The organism is Mesorhizobium sp. M0910, from assembly GCF_040319465.1.
Classification (GTDB): domain Bacteria; phylum Pseudomonadota; class Alphaproteobacteria; order Rhizobiales; family Rhizobiaceae; genus Mesorhizobium.
The window spans coordinates 665,117-685,219 of the sequence record NZ_JAMYNZ010000001.1 but is presented as its reverse complement, the minus strand read 5'-3'; the positions used below and the strand labels follow the sequence as shown (position 1 = coordinate 685,219).

22 protein-coding genes are annotated in these 20,103 nt (G+C 64.1%); 9 read left to right on the top strand and 13 right to left on the bottom strand.

The window, feature by feature from the left end:
- Window positions 1–265 precede the first annotated feature (265 nt).
- The 6 genes from cysG (at window position 266) to NKH78_RS03360 (ending at window position 6,004) form a co-directional block, all read left to right on the top strand.
- On the top strand, window positions 266–1,717 hold the full coding sequence (cysG, locus tag NKH78_RS03385) for a siroheme synthase CysG (protein ID WP_352881886.1): 1,452 nt from the start codon (window positions 266–268) through the stop codon (window positions 1,715–1,717).
- Window positions 1,714–2,019, top strand: a complete 306-nt coding sequence (locus tag NKH78_RS03380) for a DUF2849 domain-containing protein (RefSeq protein ID WP_254816798.1) — start codon at window positions 1,714–1,716, stop codon at window positions 2,017–2,019. Before cysG ends, NKH78_RS03380 begins: the two co-directional genes overlap by 4 nt.
- A 73-nt stretch (window positions 2,020–2,092) precedes the next feature.
- Window positions 2,093–3,763, top strand: coding sequence for a nitrite/sulfite reductase (locus NKH78_RS03375; protein ID WP_352881882.1), 1,671 nt, complete (start codon window positions 2,093–2,095; stop codon window positions 3,761–3,763).
- Window positions 3,738–4,502: a phosphoadenylyl-sulfate reductase gene (locus NKH78_RS03370; RefSeq protein WP_352881879.1), complete on the top strand. Its 765-nt coding sequence runs from the start codon at window positions 3,738–3,740 to the stop codon at window positions 4,500–4,502. The genes NKH78_RS03375 and NKH78_RS03370 overlap by 26 nt, the downstream gene beginning before the upstream one ends.
- A gap of 208 nt (window positions 4,503–4,710) precedes the next feature.
- The gene (locus NKH78_RS03365) at window positions 4,711–5,247 is read left to right on the top strand and encodes a DUF934 domain-containing protein (protein WP_254816801.1); all 537 of its coding nucleotides are present in this window, start codon (window positions 4,711–4,713) and stop codon (window positions 5,245–5,247) included.
- 136 nt (window positions 5,248–5,383) lie between these two features.
- Window positions 5,384–6,004, top strand: coding sequence for a DJ-1/PfpI family protein (locus NKH78_RS03360; protein ID WP_352881876.1), 621 nt, complete (start codon window positions 5,384–5,386; stop codon window positions 6,002–6,004).
- A 149-nt stretch (window positions 6,005–6,153) separates the two neighbouring features.
- On the opposite strand, the gene NKH78_RS03355 is transcribed toward NKH78_RS03360, so the two are convergent.
- Entirely contained in the window at window positions 6,154–7,176 is a 1,023-nt protein-coding gene (locus tag NKH78_RS03355) for a fatty acid desaturase (protein WP_352799789.1), read from the bottom strand.
- Between the two features lie 125 nt (window positions 7,177–7,301).
- Window positions 7,302–7,502, bottom strand: coding sequence for a hypothetical protein (locus NKH78_RS03350; RefSeq protein WP_352881873.1), 201 nt, complete (start codon window positions 7,500–7,502; stop codon window positions 7,302–7,304).
- Window positions 7,503–7,742: 240 nt separating this feature from the next.
- Here NKH78_RS03350 and grpE point away from each other — a divergent pair, with 240 nt between their 5' ends.
- Window positions 7,743–8,378 carry a nucleotide exchange factor GrpE gene (gene grpE, locus NKH78_RS03345; protein WP_352506612.1) on the top strand — a complete coding sequence of 212 codons (636 nt, stop codon included), beginning with the start codon at window positions 7,743–7,745 and terminating at the stop codon, window positions 8,376–8,378.
- Between the two features lie 107 nt (window positions 8,379–8,485).
- Here grpE and olsB read toward each other — a convergent pair whose 3' ends face one another.
- From olsB to NKH78_RS03310, 7 genes are all read right to left on the bottom strand, one after another.
- Complete coding sequence (gene olsB, locus NKH78_RS03340) at window positions 8,486–9,361, bottom strand: l-ornithine N(alpha)-acyltransferase (protein WP_023675251.1); 876 nt, start codon at window positions 9,359–9,361, stop codon at window positions 8,486–8,488.
- 149 nt (window positions 9,362–9,510) lie between these two features.
- The gene (locus tag NKH78_RS03335; protein ID WP_352881870.1) at window positions 9,511–11,799 is read right to left on the bottom strand and encodes a hybrid sensor histidine kinase/response regulator; all 2,289 of its coding nucleotides are present in this window, start codon (window positions 11,797–11,799) and stop codon (window positions 9,511–9,513) included.
- 85 nt (window positions 11,800–11,884) lie between these two features.
- Complete coding sequence (acuI, locus tag NKH78_RS03330; RefSeq protein ID WP_352506610.1) at window positions 11,885–12,874, bottom strand: acrylyl-CoA reductase (NADPH); 990 nt, start codon at window positions 12,872–12,874, stop codon at window positions 11,885–11,887.
- A 51-nt stretch (window positions 12,875–12,925) separates the two neighbouring features.
- Entirely contained in the window at window positions 12,926–13,402 is a 477-nt protein-coding gene (lspA, locus tag NKH78_RS03325; RefSeq protein WP_352506692.1) for a signal peptidase II, read from the bottom strand.
- Window positions 13,403–13,428: 26 nt separating this feature from the next.
- Window positions 13,429–14,292, bottom strand: a complete 864-nt coding sequence (locus NKH78_RS03320; protein ID WP_352476400.1) for a TrmH family RNA methyltransferase — start codon at window positions 14,290–14,292, stop codon at window positions 13,429–13,431.
- Entirely contained in the window at window positions 14,293–15,354 is a 1,062-nt protein-coding gene (locus NKH78_RS03315; protein WP_352506609.1) for an RsmD family RNA methyltransferase, read from the bottom strand.
- An 89-nt stretch (window positions 15,355–15,443) separates the two neighbouring features.
- Entirely contained in the window at window positions 15,444–15,929 is a 486-nt protein-coding gene (locus tag NKH78_RS03310) for an anthrone oxygenase family protein (RefSeq protein ID WP_352506608.1), read from the bottom strand.
- A 123-nt stretch (window positions 15,930–16,052) separates the two neighbouring features.
- Here NKH78_RS03310 and NKH78_RS03305 point away from each other — a divergent pair, with 123 nt between their 5' ends.
- Window positions 16,053–16,736: a helix-turn-helix transcriptional regulator gene (locus NKH78_RS03305; protein WP_352506607.1), complete on the top strand. Its 684-nt coding sequence runs from the start codon at window positions 16,053–16,055 to the stop codon at window positions 16,734–16,736.
- A gap of 86 nt (window positions 16,737–16,822) precedes the next feature.
- Window positions 16,823–17,191 carry a VOC family protein gene (locus NKH78_RS03300; RefSeq protein ID WP_352506606.1) on the top strand — a complete coding sequence of 123 codons (369 nt, stop codon included), beginning with the start codon at window positions 16,823–16,825 and terminating at the stop codon, window positions 17,189–17,191.
- Window positions 17,192–17,262: 71 nt separating this feature from the next.
- Here NKH78_RS03300 and lhpI read toward each other — a convergent pair whose 3' ends face one another.
- The 4 genes from lhpI to sppA all read right to left on the bottom strand — a co-directional run bounded on the left by lhpI (window position 17,263) and on the right by sppA (window position 19,995).
- A complete protein-coding gene (gene lhpI, locus NKH78_RS03295) occupies window positions 17,263–18,240 on the bottom strand; it encodes a bifunctional Delta(1)-pyrroline-2-carboxylate/Delta(1)-piperideine-2-carboxylate reductase (protein ID WP_352506605.1) in 978 nt (325 codons plus the stop codon).
- Between the two features lie 52 nt (window positions 18,241–18,292).
- A complete protein-coding gene (locus tag NKH78_RS03290; RefSeq protein WP_352649557.1) occupies window positions 18,293–18,625 on the bottom strand; it encodes a LapA family protein in 333 nt (110 codons plus the stop codon).
- Between the two features lie 47 nt (window positions 18,626–18,672).
- Entirely contained in the window at window positions 18,673–18,957 is a 285-nt protein-coding gene (locus tag NKH78_RS03285; protein WP_023675261.1) for an integration host factor subunit beta, read from the bottom strand.
- An 81-nt stretch (window positions 18,958–19,038) separates the two neighbouring features.
- On the bottom strand, window positions 19,039–19,995 hold the full coding sequence (gene sppA / locus NKH78_RS03280; RefSeq protein WP_352737509.1) for a signal peptide peptidase SppA: 957 nt from the start codon (window positions 19,993–19,995) through the stop codon (window positions 19,039–19,041).
- Window positions 19,996–20,103 lie beyond the last annotated feature (108 nt).

Below are 20,103 nucleotides of genomic sequence, written 5' to 3'. Positions count from 1 at the left end.
GCATCCGGCGGCTTAATCTACTAAATTGATAGAATTTAGAAAAATCTGTTTTGTGGTTACTCCTCCGGCCGCTAAAAAGGTAGCGGATCAAGGGCTGCAACAGCAGCTTCAATCTGCTCCGCATTTGAATGTGGAATATTTTTCTCTTGGCCTTCATGCTTGCAGAAAAGAGATTGCCTGCTACGAAGCGATGCGCGAGTGGGTGCCTTCTGGTTTTTCGCGCCCCCGCGTAGAACTGACAAACGGTTCCAGGATTCCGCTCGTCATGCCGCAAGCCACGCCCAAGCTCAATGCCTTTCCCGTCTTCATGCGGGTCAAGGGCGAAGCCATAGCCATCGTCGGCGGCGCAGAGGAAGCGCTGGCCAAGGCGCGGCTGCTCGCGCAGTCGAGCGCTGTGCTGCGCATCGTCAGCGATGAAACAAGCCCGGAGCTGCTGGCCTTTATCGCCGAGACGGGGGCCGCCCACATCGCCGACGCCTATGATGCAGCACATCTCAATGGTGCGGTGATGGTGTTTGCCGCCAGCGGCGACGAGGCGCTCGATCGCCGCGTTGCCGGGGACGCGCGCCGGCTGGGCATTCCGGTCAATGCCGTCGACCGGCCGGAGCTATGCGATTTCTTCACGCCGGCACTGGTCAACCGCGCGCCGGTCGCCATTGCCATCGGCACGGAAGGTGCCGGCCCGGTGCTGGCGCAGATGCTGCGCAGCCGCATCGACCGCATGCTGTCGCCCTCGCTCGGTCCGCTCGCAGCGCTCGCCGCATCGTTTCGCGACACCGCCGAAAGACTGCTGCCGAAGGGCAATGCCCGCCGCCGCTTCTGGAGCGATTTCTTTGGCGGCGCGCCAGCCCGCGCTGTCGAGGCCGGCGAGCTTTCGCAGGCGCATGATGCGGCCGTCGGCCTGCTGCTTTCGAAAGAACCGGCATCGGGCCATATCGCGCTTGTAGGCGCTGGTCCAGGCGCCGAGGACCTTTTGACGCTGCGCGCCCATCGCCTGCTGATGGAAGCCGACGTGATCGTCCATGACGCGCTGGTGCCGGAGGCGATCGTCGCCATGGGCCGCCGCGATGCCGAGCGCCTGCCGGTCGGCAAGCGCAAGGGCTGCCATTCCAAGAGCCAGGCCGAGATCAATGCGCTGCTGGTCGAGCTTGGCCACGCCGGCAAGCGCGTCGTGCGGCTGAAGTCCGGCGACCCGCTGGTGTTCGGCCGGGCCGGCGAGGAGATGGCAGCACTTCGCGATGCCGGCGTCGCCTACGAAGTGGTTCCGGGCGTCACCGCAGCCTTCGCCGCCGCCGCCGATTTAGAACTGCCGCTGACGCTGCGCGGCGTGTCGTCGTCGATGGTGTTCACCACCGGCCATGACCTCAAGGGAAATTCGCTGCCCGACTGGGCAAAGCTCGCCATTTCCGGCGCGACGGTCGCCGTCTATATGGGCCGCTCGGTCGCCGCCGAGGTCGCCGGCCGGCTGATCGAAGCCGGCCTGTCGCCGGATACGGCCGTCGCCGTGGTCGAGAATGCCAGCCTTGCCAACCGCCGCCGTTTCCACGGCACACTCGCCGACCTGCCGTCGCTGGAGGCGCGCGCCGACCTTAGCGGCCCGGTGATGACCATCATCGGCGACGCGGTCGCCGGCGCCAATTTCGAACGCTCCGAGCCGCTGGCGGCACACAGGCAGGAAAGCGTGCTCCGGTCTGCCGCGCAAGGAGTGAGCCAATGAAAGTCCTGACCGCGAACCGCCTCGCCGACGGCATAGCCGTCTGGTACACCAATGGCGGCTGGGCTGAGACCATCGACCATGCCGACATCGCCCATGACAAGGCGGCCGAGGACCGGCTGGAGGCGATCGGCGCCAAGGCCTCCGCCGCCAACGAAGTGGTCGACGTCAACCTGATCGACGTGACCGTGGCCAACGGCACGGTCGAAGCGGTCCGGTTGCGCGAAAAGATCCGTGCCGCCGGCCCGACCACCCGCAACGATCTGGGCAAGCAGGCCCGTCTGCAAGCCGCACGCGCGGCATAGATGACACAAGCATGATCCCGATCACGCTCGAACGAAGAAAATAACGGGCGGACGCGCCCGGAAAGACCTGAATATGTACCGTTACGATGAGTTCGACCACGATTTCGTCAAGGCCCGCGTCGCCGAGTTCAGCGACCAGGTCGCGCGGCGCCTCGCCGGCGAGATCACCGAAGACCAGTTCCGGCCGCTGCGGCTGATGAACGGCGTCTATCTGCAGCTGCATGCCTATATGCTGCGCATCGCGGTGCCCTACGGCACGCTGAACAGCAAGCAGCTGCGCATGCTCGGCCACATCGCCCGCAAATACGACAAGGGTTATGGGCATTTCACGACGCGCCAGAACATCCAGTTCAACTGGCCGGCGCTGTCGGACATCCCGGCGATCCTGGCCGATCTGGCAAGCGTCGAGATGCACGCCATCCAGACCAGCGGCAACTGCATTCGCAACGTCACTGCCGACCACTTCGCCGGCGCAGCCGCCGACGAGGTTGCCGATCCGCGCCCCTATGCCGAAATCCTGCGGCAATGGTCGTCGGTGCATCCCGAGTTTTCGTTCCTGCCGCGAAAATTCAAGATCGCGGTGACCGGCGCCGAGCGCGACCGCGCCGCCATCCAGACGCATGACATCGGCCTGCACCTGAAGAAGAACGCCGCCGGCGAGCTTGGTTTCGCCGTCTATGTCGGCGGCGGCCAGGGCCGCACGCCGATGGTCGCCAAGAAGATCCGCGATTTCCTGCCCGAAGCGGATCTGTTGTCCTACTGCACGGCGATCCTGCGCGTTTACAACCTCTTCGGCCGTCGTGACAACAAGTTCAAGGCGCGCATCAAGATCCTGGTCCATGAGACCGGCGTCGAGGAGATCACCCGCCAGGTCGAGGCCGAATGGCAGGAGCTGAAGGACGCCGAGCTCAGGCTGCCGGAAGAAGACATCCGCGCCATCGATGCCTATTTCGCGCCGCCTCCGCTTGTCGACCGGCCGGAAGGCGACGAGGCGGTCAGGCTTGCCCGCCTCGACTCCAAGAGCTTTTCCGAATGGCTGGACCAGAATGTGGTCACCCATCGCCATCCCGACTACGCCGCGGTGACCATCTCGCTCAAGGGCATCGGCGAGACGCCAGGCGATGCCTCCGACAGCCAGATGGAAGCGGTCGCCGACATTGCCGAAAAATATTCATTCGACGAGCTGCGCGTCAGCCACGAGCAGAACCTGATCCTGCCGCATGTCGCGCGGGCCGACCTCAAAGCGGTCTATGACGCGCTTGTCGATATCGGGCTGGCGACGGCCAATTCGAACCTGATCAGCGACATCATCTCCTGCCCCGGCCTCGATTATTGCGCGCTGGCGACGGCGCGCTCGATTCCCGTGGCGCAGGAAATCTCGCGGCGCTTCGCCTCACTGGAGCGCCAGCGCGAGATCGGCGAATTGAAGTTGAAGATTTCCGGCTGCATCAATGCATGCGGCCATCACCATGTCGGCCATATCGGCATCCTCGGGGTCGAGAAGAAAGGCGGCGAGCTCTACCAGGTGACGCTCGGCGGCTCGGCCGACGAGAACACCTCGGTCGGCGAGATCATCGGCCGCGGCTTCAGTTCGGAAGAGATCACCGATGCCATCGAGCAGATCGTCGAGACCTATCTCGGGCTTCGGCTGGACAGAAACGAAAGATTCATCGACGCCTACCGCCGTGTCGGTCCCGCGCCGTTCAAGGAGGCGCTCTATGCTGGCGAAGCCAAGGCCGCTTGACCGTATCGTCGACGTCGAGGCCGGCATCGCCGCCCAAGCGGCGGGTCTCGACGCGCTCTACGGCCATCTGAAGCCGCTGGAGATCATCGAGCGGTCGACCCGGGAATTCTTTCACGGCGAAATCGCCGCCGTCTCGTCCTTCGGCGCGGATTCGGCGGTGCTGCTGCACATGATCGCCGAGATCGACCGCACGCTGCCGGTGATCTTTCTCGACACCGGCAAGCATTTCGAGGAGACGCTCGGCTATCGTGACGCGCTGGCCGCCGATTTCGGGCTGACCGATATCCGGGTGATCAGGCCCGACGATGCGGCGCTGGCAAGGATCGACCCGACCGGCAATCTGAACGAGACCGACACCGACGCCTGCTGCGACGTGCGCAAGGTCGAGCCGCTGGCGCGCGGCGTCGAGCCGTTCCGCGCCTGGTTCACCGGCCGCAAGCGCTTCCAGGCGGCGACCCGGGCAGCGCTCCCGGTGTTCGAGGCGGTCGGCTCGCGCATCCGCATAAATCCGCTGGCGCACTGGACGACATCGGACCAGGCCGGCCACATGCGCGCGCATGCGCTGCGTGAAAACCCGCTGGTCGCCTATGGCTATCTGTCGATCGGCTGCTTCCCATGCACGCAGCCGGTGCAACCGGGCGACGACGCGCGCAGCGGCCGCTGGGCCGGGCACGCCAAGACCGAATGCGGCATCCACTTGTCGGGTTTGGAAAGGTCGCTGACTGACGCCTCACTTTAGGGCATATTGATATTCAGCCGGCCTGCAAATGGCGGCTTCCTGCGCTTCCGGTGCTCGCGTACCAAAGAGTACGCTCCGCTCGGTTTTCGGAAGCAACGCAGTTTGGTCGCTTCGCGCCCGCCTTCGGCTCCGGCTCGGCCTGACCTGAATCTCAACGCACCCTGAGGTGCTTCGCACTTTAGACTCTTTGGACTTGGGAATTTTCTTGATGAGCGACTTGATAGCCGAAAACGGCACGCGGCTGTGGACACCGGATGGGTTCCGCGAGGACGAGTGGGTTCATGCCGAAAGCGCCGAGGCGCTGGTCGGCAATGGCCGTTTCATCCTGCCGTTGCAGGCGTTTCTCGGCCTCGATCCGGAGGTGCGGCGGTCGGCGAAGGAACGCATCGGCGTGCTGCTGCAGCCCGGCGACCAGCTCGACAAGATCGCCGGCCTGCTCGACCAGCTGTCGTTGGTGGCGCTGGCCTTTCCGGCGTTCAATGACGGCCGCTCGTTCTCCAAGGGCGAATTGCTGCGCAGCCGTTACCACTTCACCGGCGCCATGCGCGCCACCGGGCAGGTGCTTATCGACCAGCTGCCGCATATGCTGCGCCTCGGCTTCGACGAATTCGAGATCTCGCACCCGGTGCTGCTGAAGCGGCTCGAGCAAGGCCGCACAGGCGGACTGCCGCTGTTCTATCAGCCGGCGGTGAAGCCGGAGCCCAAAGGCCCGAAATATTCCTGGCGGCGGGTGCGCCCCGGCTGATCTGCTCCAGAGGGCCAGAAGCCTGTCTGGTCGGACCACATTCCCGATTCAGCCTTTTATTTTGCGCCTCTCCGCCTTAGGATAGGCCCATTATTTCGCGATCCGAATAAATGTGGCCACAAGGGAGGAACCGGGTATGGCTGGCAAGAAGATATTGATGCTCGTTGGCGAGTTCAGCGAGGAGTACGAGATTTTCGTCTTTGAACAGGCCATGCATGCGGTCGGCCACACCGTCCATGTCGTTTGCCCCGACAAGAAGGCCGGTGATATCCTGAAGACCTCGCTGCACGACTTCGAGGGCCACCAGACCTATACGGAAAAGCTCGGCCACGACTACATCCTCAACAAGACGTTTTCCGAGGTCAATCCCGCCGACTACGATGTCGTCTACGCGGCGGGCGGGCGCGGGCCGGAATATATCCGCATCGACAAACGCGTGCAGGCGCTGGTGCGGCATTTCCATGAGACGGGAAAGCCGATCTTCACCATCTGCCACGGCGTGCAGATCCTGATCGCAGTCGACGGCGTCGTGCGCGGCCGCGAAGTCGCGGCACTGCAATATTGCGAGCCGGAAGTCACGCTGGCCGGTGGCATCTATATCGATGTTGCGCCGACCGGCGCCCATGTCGATGGCAATCTGGTGTCGGCCAAGGGCTGGCCGGGCCTTGCCGCGTTCATGCGCGAATGCCTGAAAGTGCTGGGCACAGAGATCCGCCAAGGCGAGATCCTGATGCGCGACCACCGCCAGGCGGCTTAAGCTCGGAACTTGGAGCCCGCCGCACCCCTAACGCATGTCGCGCAAAAGTGTGTTCAGCGGTTTTGCGATAACGGCATGCATAAACAAGAACCTAAAGCGCTTCGCGTGAGGTTGGTCGAGCGCGACGCGCTTTAGGTGCGGTGGTGCGCCTACACGGGGATCCGCGCTTCGCGGAACGATACCAGCTTGCTGCGGGTCTCGTCCCACAGCGCCAGCTTGACGCAGCGCAGGCTGTCGAGGAGCGTGACGCGGCCGATCTCACGCAGCTCCGGATAATCCCTCAGCACTTCCGGAAGCCGGTAGCACGGCACCTTGGCCGAGAGATGGTGCACGTGGTGGACGCCGATATTGCCGGTGATCCAGTTCAGCACCGGCGGCAGGTCGTAATAGGACGAACCGTGCAGGGCAGCGTGCTGGAATTCCCACTCGGAGTCCTTTGTCCACTCCGTCTCCTCGAACTGGTGCTGGACATAGAACAGCCAGATGCCGGCCGATCCGGCGAGGATGACGATCGGCAGATGCACGACCAGAAACGCGCCGGGGCCAACGAACCAGATGAGCAGCGCGGCGATGACCGCAATGGCGAGGTTGGTCGACATCGACGACACCCAGGGGGTGAAACCGCCCCGCATCATGCCCAGGGGCAGTCTCTGCTCGAACATGAAAATCCATATCGGGCCAAGGCCGAACATCACCAGCGGATGGCGATAGAGGCGATAGGCGAGCCGGCCCCGCCACGACAGTTGCCGATATTCAGCGACGGTCAGTGTCTTGATGTCGCCGGTGCCGCGCTCGTCGAGATTGCCTGCGCTGGCGTGATGGGTTGCGTGGGCGCGGCGCCAGCAATCGTAGGGCGTCAGCGTCAGCACGCCAAGCACACGGCCGATCCAGTCGTCGGCATAGCGATTGGCAAAAAAGGAACCGTGGCCACAATCGTGCTGGATCATGAAGATCCGCACCAGAAAGCCGGCTGCCGGAAGGATGAGGACCAGACCCCACCAGTGGCCATAGGCATAGGCGGCCGAAGACAGTGCCCACAGCGTGGCGAAGGGAATGAGGGTGATGGCGAGTTCGACGGCGCTGCGACGCCTGTCGGGCTTTTTATAGCGCGACAGGATTTTCAACCAGGCGCGCTTGCTGTTTGCCACAGCTTCGGGGGAAATCATGTTCATCATGAAACATAGGCGGAGCAGGGCGCTGCCGCAAGATGAAGATCACGCAAAGTTACTGCGGGTAAATGTCGCGCGATGCGACGAATCCCGGCCACAGTCGCCGGGCGCGTCGCCGGCAACGGCGCCTACCGACGGCGCACGCCTGCGACCATGTTGGTTTCGATCCCGTCCAGGCGATCGAGCAATTTCTTCAGGCGGTCGGGAATATCCGTCTCCGTGCGGAATGCCGGCAGGGTGCGCAGGAAGCGCTTGGTGGTCTCATTGCCGAGCTGGCGCCGGATATCGACGGCGAGCGCGTCGTGCTTTTCGCCATTGCTGCGGGACATCTTCCAAAATCCTGTGTCGGCTTCGAAACTCTTCCACAGGAGGAATGGTTCCCGCATTGTAGTAGCCTGGCAAGCAAAGCCGTCGGATACGGTAAAGTTTGAATTAAAATCGAAAAGTCTCCGCTGTTCGCCCTCAAGCCGTGGCCAGCGGCTGCAGTATCGCTTGCCCCTTGATTTTTGGCCGCCAAACCTCGATATCGGGCGCAAATCCACACCATTCGAAAATGACGGGAAACGGCGATGAGCGACCAGGCAAAAGACGAACGCGCGCCCGATGAAGCCGAGAAGACCGAGGCTGCCGCGGAGCCAAGGGAAGGCGGCGTCGACAGCGACTATGAAGCGCTTGTGCGGCTTCTGAAGGAAAACGAAGAGCTGAAGGATCGCGCGCTGCGCGTCGCGGCCGACATGGAGAATTTGCGCCGCCGCACCGCCCGCGACGTGCACGATGCGCGCGCCTATGCGGTTGCCAACTTTGCCCGCGACATGCTTTCGGTGTCAGACAATCTGCGCCGCGCTCTGGATGCCATCCCGGAGGAGGCCAAGGCTTCGGACGATGCCGGTTTCAAGGCGCTGATCGACGGCGTCGAGATCACCGAGCGCGCCATGCTGTCGGCGCTTGAACGTCACGGCGTGAAGAAGCTTGAGCCCGAGGGCGAGAAATTCGATCCGAATTTCCACCAGGCGATGTTCGAGGTGCCCAATCCCGACGTACCGGCCAACACAGTCGTGCAGGTCGTGCAGCCCGGCTATTCGATCGGCGAGCGTGTGCTGCGGCCGGCCATGGTCGGCGTCGCCAAGGGCGGCCCCAAGCATGTGGCGAGCGAAGCGCCGGTGGAGCCGGGGCCGGTGAATGAGCAAGCTGAGAAGGATGCGTAAGTTAGGAGAGTAGGGGAATAGGCAGTACGGGAGTAGGGAATACCGCTACGTCGGGTAAAATAGAGCAGAGCACTTGCCTACTCCGGCCGTTGCCTTCTCTCCCCTACTCAGGCCGCAAACCGCTGCGCTTCTCCGCCATAATAATTGACGTAGCGGGCACCGATCTCCTTGACCGGCATCACCACGAACACGTCGACGGTCGAGAATTCACGGTCGATGACGCAGCCGTCGCCGATGCGCGCGCCGACGCGCAGATAGCCCTTGACCAGCGGCGGCATCGCGGCGATCGCCGCCTTGGTGTTGACGGCCTCGATCGGCATCAGGTCCATGGAACAATAGCGCCCGGCGACGGCGCGCACGTCCCAGGATGAATTCGTCCGGCAGTGGTGGGCAAGATAGGTCAACGCCTCGGCATGTGCCGCCGGCACGGTGCCGTGGAACGACGCGCAGCCGGTCATCACGCCGATGCCGTAATGGTTGATATAGGCCCAGATGCCTTGCCACAGCGCCTCGATGGTGCGCTTCGAGCGGTATTCCGGCAGAACGCAGGAGCGGCCGAGCTCGAGGAACCGCTGGCCGGGATGCCGCGCGATCAGCTTGGTCAGCTCGAATTCGCCTTCGGAATAGAAGCCGCCGGCCGCTGCGGCAATCTCCTGCCGCAGCAGGCGGTAGGTGCCGACGATGCGGCGATGCTCGGGGCCGGAAAGCGAAGTATCGAACACAAGCAGATGATCGCAGAGGGGATCGAAGCGATCGGCATCGCGGCGGTCCTGCATCTGGAACAGGTCCTTCCTGGCACCAAGCTCGTCGTAGAACACCCGGTAGCGCACTTCCTGCGCGGCAGCGATCTCGGCCTCGTTGCGGGCGAGCCGCACTTCGAGATTGCCGATGCGGCCGAGCGATGCGCCTTTTATGACGGCATCGGCGTTCCGGCCGACGAGCAAAGGCCCGCTGGCGTTCGGCCGAGCATCACATTCCGGCATGACTGTATGCACGAGTGATTCTCCTTCGAGCCATCCCTCTTGGCACGGGGATACGGTGTAGGTGCAACAGGATTGTGACAGTACCGTGATACGGCTCTGCGGGCAATACTTCGTCGGCTGGGTAATCTATCAACCGTCTATGTTGTGCCTCAGGCGGCCACTTGCCCCTCGACGGCATGAACCAGGGCATCGGGGTCGAGCGGCTTGGTGACGAAGCCGCTGGCACCGTGAGCGAGCACGGCGTGGCGGGTCTTTTCCTGGCTGTCGGCCGACAGCACCATGATCGGCACCGGCGGCACCGCGGTCTCCTCCTCATGGCGGCGGATGGCGGCGATGGCGTCCAGGCCGTCCATGACAGGCATGTGCAAGTCCATCAGCACCACGTCGTAGCGGTGCTTGTGGCCGGTGCTGATGACCGCCTCGACCGCGGCCTTGCCGTTGCCGACCACTTTCACGCGATGCCCGGCCTTCAGCAGCGTGGCGCGGGCCAGCATGGCATTGATGTCGTTGTCCTCGGCGATCAGCACCGACAGGCCCTGCTGGCGGGCGCCAATGGCATGCCCCGCCTGCGCGCCGCGCCTTTGCAGTTGCGGCTCGGCGATGACCGGCGCGTGGCTGGTCAAAAGCACGCGCAGCAGTGTCTCGCCGCGCACCGGCCTCGCCAGGAAGGTGGCGTAACCATTGGCACGGAATTCGCCAAGCATGCCGCGGTCGGTCGGCGCGATCAGCGTCACTGCCTCGCACTCGGCAAATCCGCTCTGGCGCAGGCGCCTGAGCAGCCTGCCGTCGCTTTGCTCCATGGCAGCATCGATCAGCAGCACGTCACAGCCCTCGGCGAAAGCGGTGGCCTGGGCGGCGGCGGTGGCCAGATCGACCGTGCCGCCATTGGCGCGAATGGTGCGGGCGATGGCTTCGGCCTCGACCGGGTTCTTCGACACGATCACCGCATGCCGGCCCGACAGCGGGTTCTCGCGGATCTGCGGCGCCTCGACGGCGGAAATAGCGGGAATCTCGAAGACGAATTCAGATCCCTGGCCAAGGCGGCTCGACACAGAGATGGTGCCGCCCATGGCGGTCACCAGGCGCTTGGAAATGGCAAGACCGAGGCCGGCACCGCCATGCGCACGGGTCGAGGTGCCGTCAGCCTGTTCAAAGTCCTCGAAGATACGCTCCATGTCCTCCTCGCACAGACCGGGGCCGGTGTCGGTGATGGTGAAGCGGATGCGGTCGGTGATTTCGGTGCGGACGCGGGCGATGCTTGCCAGGACGCCGCCGCTGTCGGTGAACTTGACGGCGTTGCCGATGAGGTTGAGCAGCACCTGCCTGACCCTGCCGGGGTCGGCGGTGATCAGCTGCGGCACGTCGGGTTCGACATGACAGCCGAGGCCGATATCCTTGGCAAAAGCCCGCGCCGCCAAAAGCTCGACGACATTGTCGGCGATCTCACGCACCGACATCGGCTGCGGTTCGGGATCGAAGCGGCCGGCCTCGATCTTGGAGTAGTCGAGCAGGTCCTCGATTAGCGCCAGCAGCGCGCTGGCCGAGGTCGAGATGGCGCCGACATAGGTCCGCTGCTCGGGCGAAAGGCTGGTGTCGGCGAGAAGCCGGGCCATGCCCATGATGCCGTTCATCGGCGTGCGGATCTCGTGGCTGACGGTAGCGAGGAAACGCGATTTGGCCTGGCTCGCATATTCGGCCCGCTCGCGGGCGGTGATCAGCGAGGATTCGGCGCGCTTGCGGGCGGTGATGTCGCGGGCGATGGCGCGATGCGAAACGGCGCCGCTGTCCTTGTCGCGCACCGACAGCTCGATCCAAGAGAACCAGCGTGGACCGTCCGGCGTGCGAATGGCGACGTCGGTGGAACTCAGGCATTCATGGTCGGAAAAGGCGGCGTCGGGGACGATGCCGACATCGATGCCTAGTTCGGCCAGGGCCTTGCCGGCAAGCTCGCGCTGGTCGGTTTCGACAAGGTCGGCGAAAACCTTGTTGGCGTAGACAATGTGGCCGTCGCGGTCGCGGTGGACGACGAGATCGCCGAGTGCATCGATCAGACCGCGAAAGCGCTCCTCGCTCTCCTGCATCTCCCACATGCGGTCGGCCAGCGTCTCGATTTCGGCGCGGCTGCGGGCGGTGGTGGCATCGAGCAGGGCCACTGCGCGGCGCTCGGTGCGCCTGTTGCGCAGATGCATGGCGAGCCCGGCCATGGCTGTCGCCAAAAGGCCGATGGTGATGAAGATCGGCGCTCCGGTCAAATGCGACAGGCCCGCCAGCACGACGATGGCGACCAGCGTCAGGAAGGACAGGCCTTCGCGGTTGGCGTCGGGCAATTCCGGCGCCAGCGGTGGCGCGGCGACAAGCTGCCGTGCTGGCGTATCGGGGGCCGTCCCGTCGGCCCGTTCGGCTGGTTCCGCCGCTCTGATGCCGGGTTCCGCAATCATACGGAACTCCTGCCAGACAGAGCTTATCGAAGGTTGTGATTGATCGTTCGAATTTTAGCGGTCGCGCTCTTTTTCCCCAAGAGGCTCACATGTCCACCACCACACGGCCGCGGATCTTGCCCTCGACGATGTCATGCGCGGCGCCGATGATGCCGTCGAAGCCGATGCTCGTCGACAGACTGGCAAGCTTTGCGTGATCGAGATCGGTGCCGATGCGGCGCCAGGCCTCGAGGCGGACCGCCTTGGGCGCCATCACCGAATCGATGCCGAGCAGCGAGACACCGCGAAGGATGAAGGGGGCGACGCTGGCCGGCAGGTCCATGCCGCCGGCGAGGCCGCAAGCGGCGACGGCGCCGCCATAGGAGGTCATCGACAGAACGTTGGCCAGCGTGTGGCTGCCGACGGCATCGACGCCGCCGGCCCAGCGTTCCTTGGCGAGCGGTTTTGCCGGCTGCGCAAGCTCGTCGCGTGAAATCACTTCCGCGGCGCCGAGGTCGATCAGATAGGGGCTTTCGGCAGCGCGGCCGGTCGAGGCAATGACGTGATAGCCGAGGCTGGACAGGATCGAGATCGCGACCGAGCCGACGCCACCGGCAGCGCCGGTCACCACCACCGGACCACGATCGGGCACGATGCCGTGGCGCTCCAGCGCGATGACGCAAAGCATGGCGGTGTAGCCGGCGGTGCCGATCGCCATCGCATCGTGCGGGCTCATTCCGTCCGGCAGCGGCACCAGCCAGTCGCCTTTGACACGGGCGCGCCCGGCAAAGGCGCCGAAATGCGTCTCGCCGACGCCCCAGCCGTTCAATATGACCTTGTCACCCTTGCGCCAGTCAGGATTGGAGGACGAGATGACTGTGCCGGCGAAATCGATGCCCGGCACCAGCGGCCAGCGGCGGATTACCGGCGCCTTGCCGGTAATTGCAAGGCCGTCCTTGTAGTTCACCGTCGTCGCCTCGACCGCGACGGTGACGTCGCCCTCCATCAGGTCTGCCTCTGTAAGCTCGGTCACCGCGACCGACTGGTTTTTCTCGGCGTCGCGCGAAACGAGGATGGCTTTGAAGGTTTCGGGCATGTTTTCTCCTCGGGCTTGCAGATCAGAATGTGCGGCGCCAGGCGAGTGAGGTCAATCGCTCGACATTCCGCGCCGCCAACCAATGAGCTCATCGAAGACGACCAGCACGGCACCAACGGAAATGAAGGCGTCGGCGAGGTTGAAGACGGCGAAGGACCAGACCGGCGTATGGAACAGGACATAGTCGATGACATGGCCGTAGATTGCGCGATCGATCAGGTTGCCGAGCGCGCCGCCAACGATCAGTGCGAAGCCGATGCGGGCAAGCAGGTGGCCGGGCGGCGTGCGGGCCGCAAGATAGAGCACGAAAGCGACCACCAGAACCGCGACGACCACCAGGCCGGTGTCGCCGAAGGACGAAAACAGCGAGAACGCGATGCCGGTGTTGTAGGTGCGGTACAGCGCCAGGAACGGCAGCAGGTCGAGCCGTTCCTGAAAGGCGAGGCCGGTTTCGACCAGGTATTTCAGCCACTGGTCGAGCGCTATCGCGGCGACGACCAGAAGAGCGTACGGCCTCCAGGACTTCATGGTTTGCAGTTTCACGGTTTGAGATGTCACGATCTGGCGTCCTCCGGGCCGAGCTTCAGCGCGTCGCGCCGGATCTCGAACAGCATGACGCCGGTGGCCACCGCAAGGTTGAGCGAATCGGCGCGGCCGGCCTGCGGTATCCGCAGCAGCTTGTCGCAGCTTGCGGCAAGCTCGTCAGGCAGGCCTTGCTGCTCGTTGCCCATCACCAAAAGCACCGGGCCTTTTGAAAAATCGACCGAGCGGTAGTCGACCGCACCCTTCAGATGAGTGCCGGCGACGAGGCCGGGAAAGCTCGTTCGCCAGGCGAGAAAAGCCTCGGGCGACGCCTTGGCGACGGGCACGGCGAAGATCGAGCCCATTGTGGCGCGCACCGTCTCGACCGAAAAGGGATCGGTGGTCTCGCCGACCAGGATGACGCCCCTGGCGCCGACAGCGTCGACCGTGCGGATGACGGTGCCGAGATTGCCGGGGTCGCGAACGCGGTCGAGTGCTACCCAGACATCGCTGTCCTCGACGCGGATGTCCTTCAGCGACAGCAATTTCTGCGAGAACACGCCGACGACCATTTGCGGATTGTCACGGCGGGTGATGGCGACCAGCACCTTTTCCGAGACTTCAAGTACCGTGCCGCCGGCGGCGACCGTGCGCGCCGCGACCTTTTCGACTGCCGCGTTGCCACGTCCGGCCTTGGCGAAGACCAATGTCCTGATCGACCAGCCGAGATCGAGCGCGTCGATGACCAGCTTCAGGCCTTCGGCCATGAAGGCATTCTGCTGGTCACGGAATTTCTTCAGCGCGAGCGCCTTGATGTCCTTGATCAGCGGGTTGGCGAGGCTGGTGACTTCCTTCACCTGCCCTGGCGCGCCTGCGTGCCGTTCGTACGCACTCATTCAGGCCACCCAGCGCGAGAACAGCGAGGTCGAAAGCGCCCGACCGGCAGATTTCTCGCGGATGATCAATTCGCCCGACTCGACCGTGCCGCCCATGCCGGCGAAGGTGTCGCGCATCAGGGCATGGATCGCGAAAAAAGAGGCGCGGATCGAATAGGCGGTCAGTACCACGGCGAGCGGCTTCGGCGTCAGGATCGCGCGGCAGATATCGGTCAGCGCCGGCAGGTCCTCGAACAACTGCCAGACCTCGCCTTTCGGTCCGCGGCCATAGGCGGGCGGGTCGAACAGGATGATGTCGTAGCGGCTGCCGCGGCGCTCCTCGCGTTCGGCGAATTTCACGGCATCGTCGACGATCCAGCGGATCGGCTTTTTCGATAGGCCCGCCATCTCCTGGTTTTCGCGTGCCCAGCCGATCGCCTTCTTGGAAGCATCGACATGGGTGACCTCGGCGCCGGCATGCGCCGCCACCAGGGAGGCAAGGCCGGTGTAACCGAACAGGTTCAGCACCTTCACCGGCCGTTTTGCCGCCGCGATCAGTCCGGCCATGTGGTCCCAGTGCGAGGCCTGCTCGGGAAAGACGCCGACATGGCGAAACGAAGTGAAGCGGCCGAGATAGTCGATGCCGTCATGCTTCATCGGCCAGGTCTCGCCGAGCGGCGTCTTGGGGAAGCGCCAGCGGCCGATGCCTTCCTCGTCGGTATCGCCGGTGAAGATGGCGTCGGCGCGTTCCCAGTCCCTGGCCGCCAATGCCTTTTGCCAGATCGCCTGGCCCTCCGGCCGAACGATGCGGTAGGGGCCGTATTGCTCGAGTTTTTCTCCGGCACCACTGTCTAGCAGCGCGTAGTCCTGATTGGGGCCGACTTCGAGGATCAGCGGCAGATGTTCGGCGGGCAGCGCGCCATCGCGGCGCGAGAGCATGCGCGGCGCGGCTTTTGGCTCGGACCGGTCTTGCGGTTTAGGCTCCGGACCGGCGGTTGGGCTGGCGTCGCGCCGCCGGACATGCTCCGCCCCGCCTTTTGCGGGCGGTCGGCTGTCGCGGCGTCTGTCGCGAAAAGGTTTCAAGAAGGCGCATCTCCGGACGGCGGCTTGGCCGCTTCTGCCACAGCACATTGACCGGCGCAACAAAAGGGCTGCCGACGTGCGCAGCCGGATCAGCCGCGCCTGATCGACAGCAGGCCGATTGCGAGCGCTATGAAACCAACGGCCTTGAAGCCGGTGACGACCATATGGCCGGTTTCCCAGCGGCTCCGGATGGTTTCGAAATTGCCTGGGATCGGTCCAGGTACCCAAGTGGCCAGGACATCGTTTGCCGGTTTGACCAGCGCAAACCACGCCCCAAGCGCTAGCAGGTAGAGCACGGTGGCGGCCAAGACCCACCAGAATGCCGGACGATCGCTGCGCAGCATCCAGGCGAGGAGGCCCGGACAGACGATTGCCGCCAGGTCCAGCGGTGCGCCGATAATCGCGAAGAATTGGAACTGAGCGTTAAAGACAGTGGTTTCACGCCAGAGCGAAGGCCGCCATCTGGTCAGCCGCGGCACCGATTCCAGCACATGGGCGAAAGACGGCCCAAGGCTGAGCGCCGCGACGATGGCGGTCAAAACCGACCAGAACAACAGAAAACCGCGTATATCCATAATGGCCAGACAACGGCGTCAGGGCGCAGACGTTCCGGTCGGCGATCGTCTTGCTTGCCGTCGAAAGGGCAGGCGCACTATCGTCCATTCAAATTGGGCATCCATCAAACCGGGTTGCGATCCATGTCCCGCGCCGAACGCCTGCTCGACCTGATCCAGATCCTGCGCCGGCATCGCCGGCCGGTCAGCGGCCGCAGCCTCGCGGACGAAATGGGTGTGTCGATCCGCACGCTCTATCGCGATATCGCCACGCTGCAGGGGCAGGGTGCGCCGATTGAGGGTGAGGCGGGGCTGGGTTACGTGCTCAGGCCAGGTTTCATGCTGCCGCCCTTGATGTTCACCGATGAGGAGATCGAGGCGATCGTTCTCGGTTCGCGCTGGGTGGCCAAGCAGCCGGACTGGCGGCTTGCGAACGCCGCCACCGACGCGCTGGCCAAGATCGCGGCGGTGCTGCCGGACGATTTGCGCGAGGAACTCGATGCCTCGACGCTGCTGGTCGGGTCGCGCACCGAGGTCACAGAAGGCATCGATCTCGGCGTGGTGCGGCAGGCCATCCGCGAGGAGCGCAAGCTGAGCTTTGTCTATCGCGACGCCGGCGGCGCTGCCTCCGAGCGCACCGTCTGGCCGTTCGCACTCGGCTTCTTCGACAAGGTGCGCGTCGTCGCGGCCTGGTGCGAGATGCGCCAGGATTTCAGGCACTTTCGCGCCGATCGGATATCCGGCCTCAACGCCACCGAGATGCGCTATCCGCGCCGCCGTCAGGTGCTGCTCAAAGAATGGCGGGCGACGCTCGACACGCCAAGCTAAGGCTGCTGCTCAGTTGAGACTGCTGCCAGAATCTGGCAGTGGCATACGCTATGCTCCTCCAGTCGAAACCATCTGGAGAGCAATTCATGACACCGCCCAATTTCGTCATCCTCTATGTCGACAAGCCTGAGCAAAGCGGCGCCTTCTATAGCGCGCTGCTTGGGCGGCAACCGGTCGAGACCTCGCCGACCTTCGTGCTGTTCGTGCTCGACAACGGCTTCAAGCTCGGCCTCTGGTCGCGTCACACCGTGGAGCCGGCTGCCGCGGCAGCGGGCGGCGGCGCCGAGATCGTCTTTGCGCTGGACACGCCGGGTGCCGTCGACGCCACCCATGCCGAGTGGGCCGGCCGCGGGCTGAAAATTCTGCAGACGCCGACCGACATGGATTTCGGCCGCACCTTCGTCGCGCTTGATCCCGACAGCCACCGGCTGCGGGTTTATTGGCAAAGGGAGTAGGGCAGTAGGGCAGTAGGGGAGTACGTGACAGGAAACATAGCTGGCGCGGCGCCGCACGATCAGTGCGGTTCCTACTCCCCTACTCCCCTTTCGCTTGCCCGATACACGGCAATGCCGGCGGCGAGGTCCTCGAGGGCTGCGCCGACCGACTTGAACAGCGTGATCTCGTCGTCGTTCTGCCGGCCTTTTTTCTGGCCGCGCGCCAGTTCATAGAGGTCGGCGACAATGGCTTCCGGCTTCAGAACGCCGGAGGCCAGCGGCTGGACGATATCGCCGGCTTCCTTGGTGGCGCCGGCGCGGGTGTCGACATAGACGCGGGCGCGTGCAATCGCGTCGTCGTCGCTTTCGCGCATCGCCGGCGTGAAGCCGCCGACCAGATCGACATGGGTGCCGGACTTCAAGAGTGCGCCCTTGATCAGTGGCATGGTGGTGATGGTCGCCGACGATACGATATCGGCCTTTCCGAGTTCGGCGTCGAGATCGCCTGCTGCTTCGGCCGCAAAACCCTCGGCACGCAATTTTGCCGCGACCTTTTCGGCATTCGACGACGTGCGGTTCCAGATGCGGATGTTCTTGATCGGACGCACCGCCGAATGAGCCTTTGCAAGGAATGGCGACAGCGCGCCGGCGCCGACCACCAGCAGCCGCGATGCATCCTCGCGGGCCAGATAGGAGGCAGCCAGCGCCGAGGCACAGGCCGTGCGCCACTGTGTCAGCCTCTGGCCATCGATCAAGGCCTGAGGCTCGCCTGTGGCGCCGTCGAGCAAGAGGTAAAGCCCCATCACCGCGGGCTTGCCGACAGCATTGTTGTCAGGCGACACGGTGACGATCTTGACGCCGATATGGCCATCGGCCGAGGTGCCGGCTGCGTTGAAGTCGGTCCAGGCCGGCATCAAAAGCAGCGTCGAGGCGGCGCCATCGGGCCGCTCGACAGTGTGATGGTGCCTGACCGGCTGCACGGCGCCATCGCGAAAGGCGGTGCGTAACGTCTCGACCAGCCCGGAAAAGGTCAGCGCGCGGTCGACCTCGGCGGCGGAAATGGTCAGCATGAAAGGCTCCGTGGAGGACTAGGCCGGTTGTGCCTCAGGCCCGAGCCGCGGCTCAGTTCGTCGGCTTCGGCAAGACTGGGCTCTGCGACGCGGTGGGCGCGCGGCTGACCGCCTGGCGCAGGTTCTCGGCCTCGGCGCCGCGCTGGCGCGCCAGCTTGCGGTAGCGGCCCTGCTTGATCCAGGTCGCCAGGCTGCCGACGATCATGCCGATAGCCAGCGCCAGGAACAGGAAAATGAAGAGCGGCACGGTCAGCGTCAGCGCCGGATTGCCGGGATTGAACGGATCGAGTGTGAAGGCTACCGGTTCGCGGTTCGCGACGGCCAGCGCAATCAGGATGACGGCCAGCGGCACGAAAACCACGATGAGAATGAAGCGATTGAACATGTTTTTCCGTTCGGAAGAAAAGGCAGGAGCGGTGGCGCGTGCCGCGCCTATTTGCCTCCGTTCAGCCTTTCACGCAATTCCTTGCCGGTCTTGAAGAACGGTACCCATTTCTCCTCAACCTCCACGGATTCGCCGGTGCGCGGGTTGCGGCCGGTGCGGGCAGGGCGGTTTTTCACCGAAAACGCGCCGAAGCCGCGCAACTCGACCCGGTTGCCCTCGGCAAGCGCGTCGGTGATTTCATCGAAGATAGCGCTGACAATGTTTTCGACGTCGCGCAGGAAAAGATGCGGATTACGCGTGGCGATGATCTGAACAAGTTCGGATTTGATCATGAAAAGGCTCCCCGTGAAAGCAGTGCCGCCGAAATTATCAGAATGATTTTATTTGGTTTTTCACTCGTCCCAAGCGGTTCCTCAAGGGTGCCAGACGGAAACGAGACCGTCAAGAAACAAGCGGTCCGCTCCAATTTCGTGAAGGACGTCGCCGCCATGGCCGGGCAGGCCAAGCGCAGCGCCGACGGTCTGCGCCATCGCCTTGGAGAACAGGAAACCGCCGCGTTTTTCCGTATCCTTCCATTCCACTACCTTGAGCTTGGCATCGACACCCTTGCCTGCAAGCCAGTCGATCGCTTCGGCTTCACCGCCGACCGCGTCGATCAATCTGTTGGCGACCGCCTGCCGGCCGGTGAAGATCGACCCGTCTGCGAGCGCCAGCGCCTCTGGCTTGGTCATATTGCGGCGCTCGGCGACGATGCCGACGAACCAGTCGTAGCTGTCGAGGATGAGCTTGCGGACCATGGCCCGCTCATCGTCATTGGTCGGCTTGAAGGGAGAAGGCGAGGCCTTCAAGGGCGAGGATTTCACCTCCTCCAGCTTGACGCCGAGCTTGTCCATGAGGCCGCTGACGTCCGGGTACTGGATCAGCACGCCGATCGAGCCGACGATCGAGGATTTGCGTGCGACAATATGGTCGGCCGCAGTGGCGATCATGTAGCCCGCCGAAGCCGCGAGCGTGCCGACCTCGGCCACCACTGGCTTGTCGGCGGCGAGCTTGCGCACTGCCTCATAGATCGACTCGCCACCGACGGTGGTGCCGCCGGGTGAATCGATCGACAGGATCACAGCCTTGACGCGCGGCGACTGACGGATGGCCTCCAGCCGCTTGATCAGTTCTTCGTCTTCGGTGATGGTACCTTCGATCTTGACCTTGGCGATGTGGTCGACAGCCGCGCTGGTGAAGTCGTCACCATAGATCCACGCCGAAAAGGCGATCAGCCCGGCTGCGGCGACGATAATCGCCGCGATACGCCAGAATGTCAGCTTGCGGCGCAAGCGGCGGCGGTCGATCAGGTCGTCGGCTCTCAATGCCATGGTCAGCCTCGTAGTCGGTGGGAGCAGATGCTTTTAAAGCAACCATTCGCGCCCGGCTACCGTTTCCTGACGGCCTTGCGCCAAAGGCCTTAGGCATTCGCGGCAAGC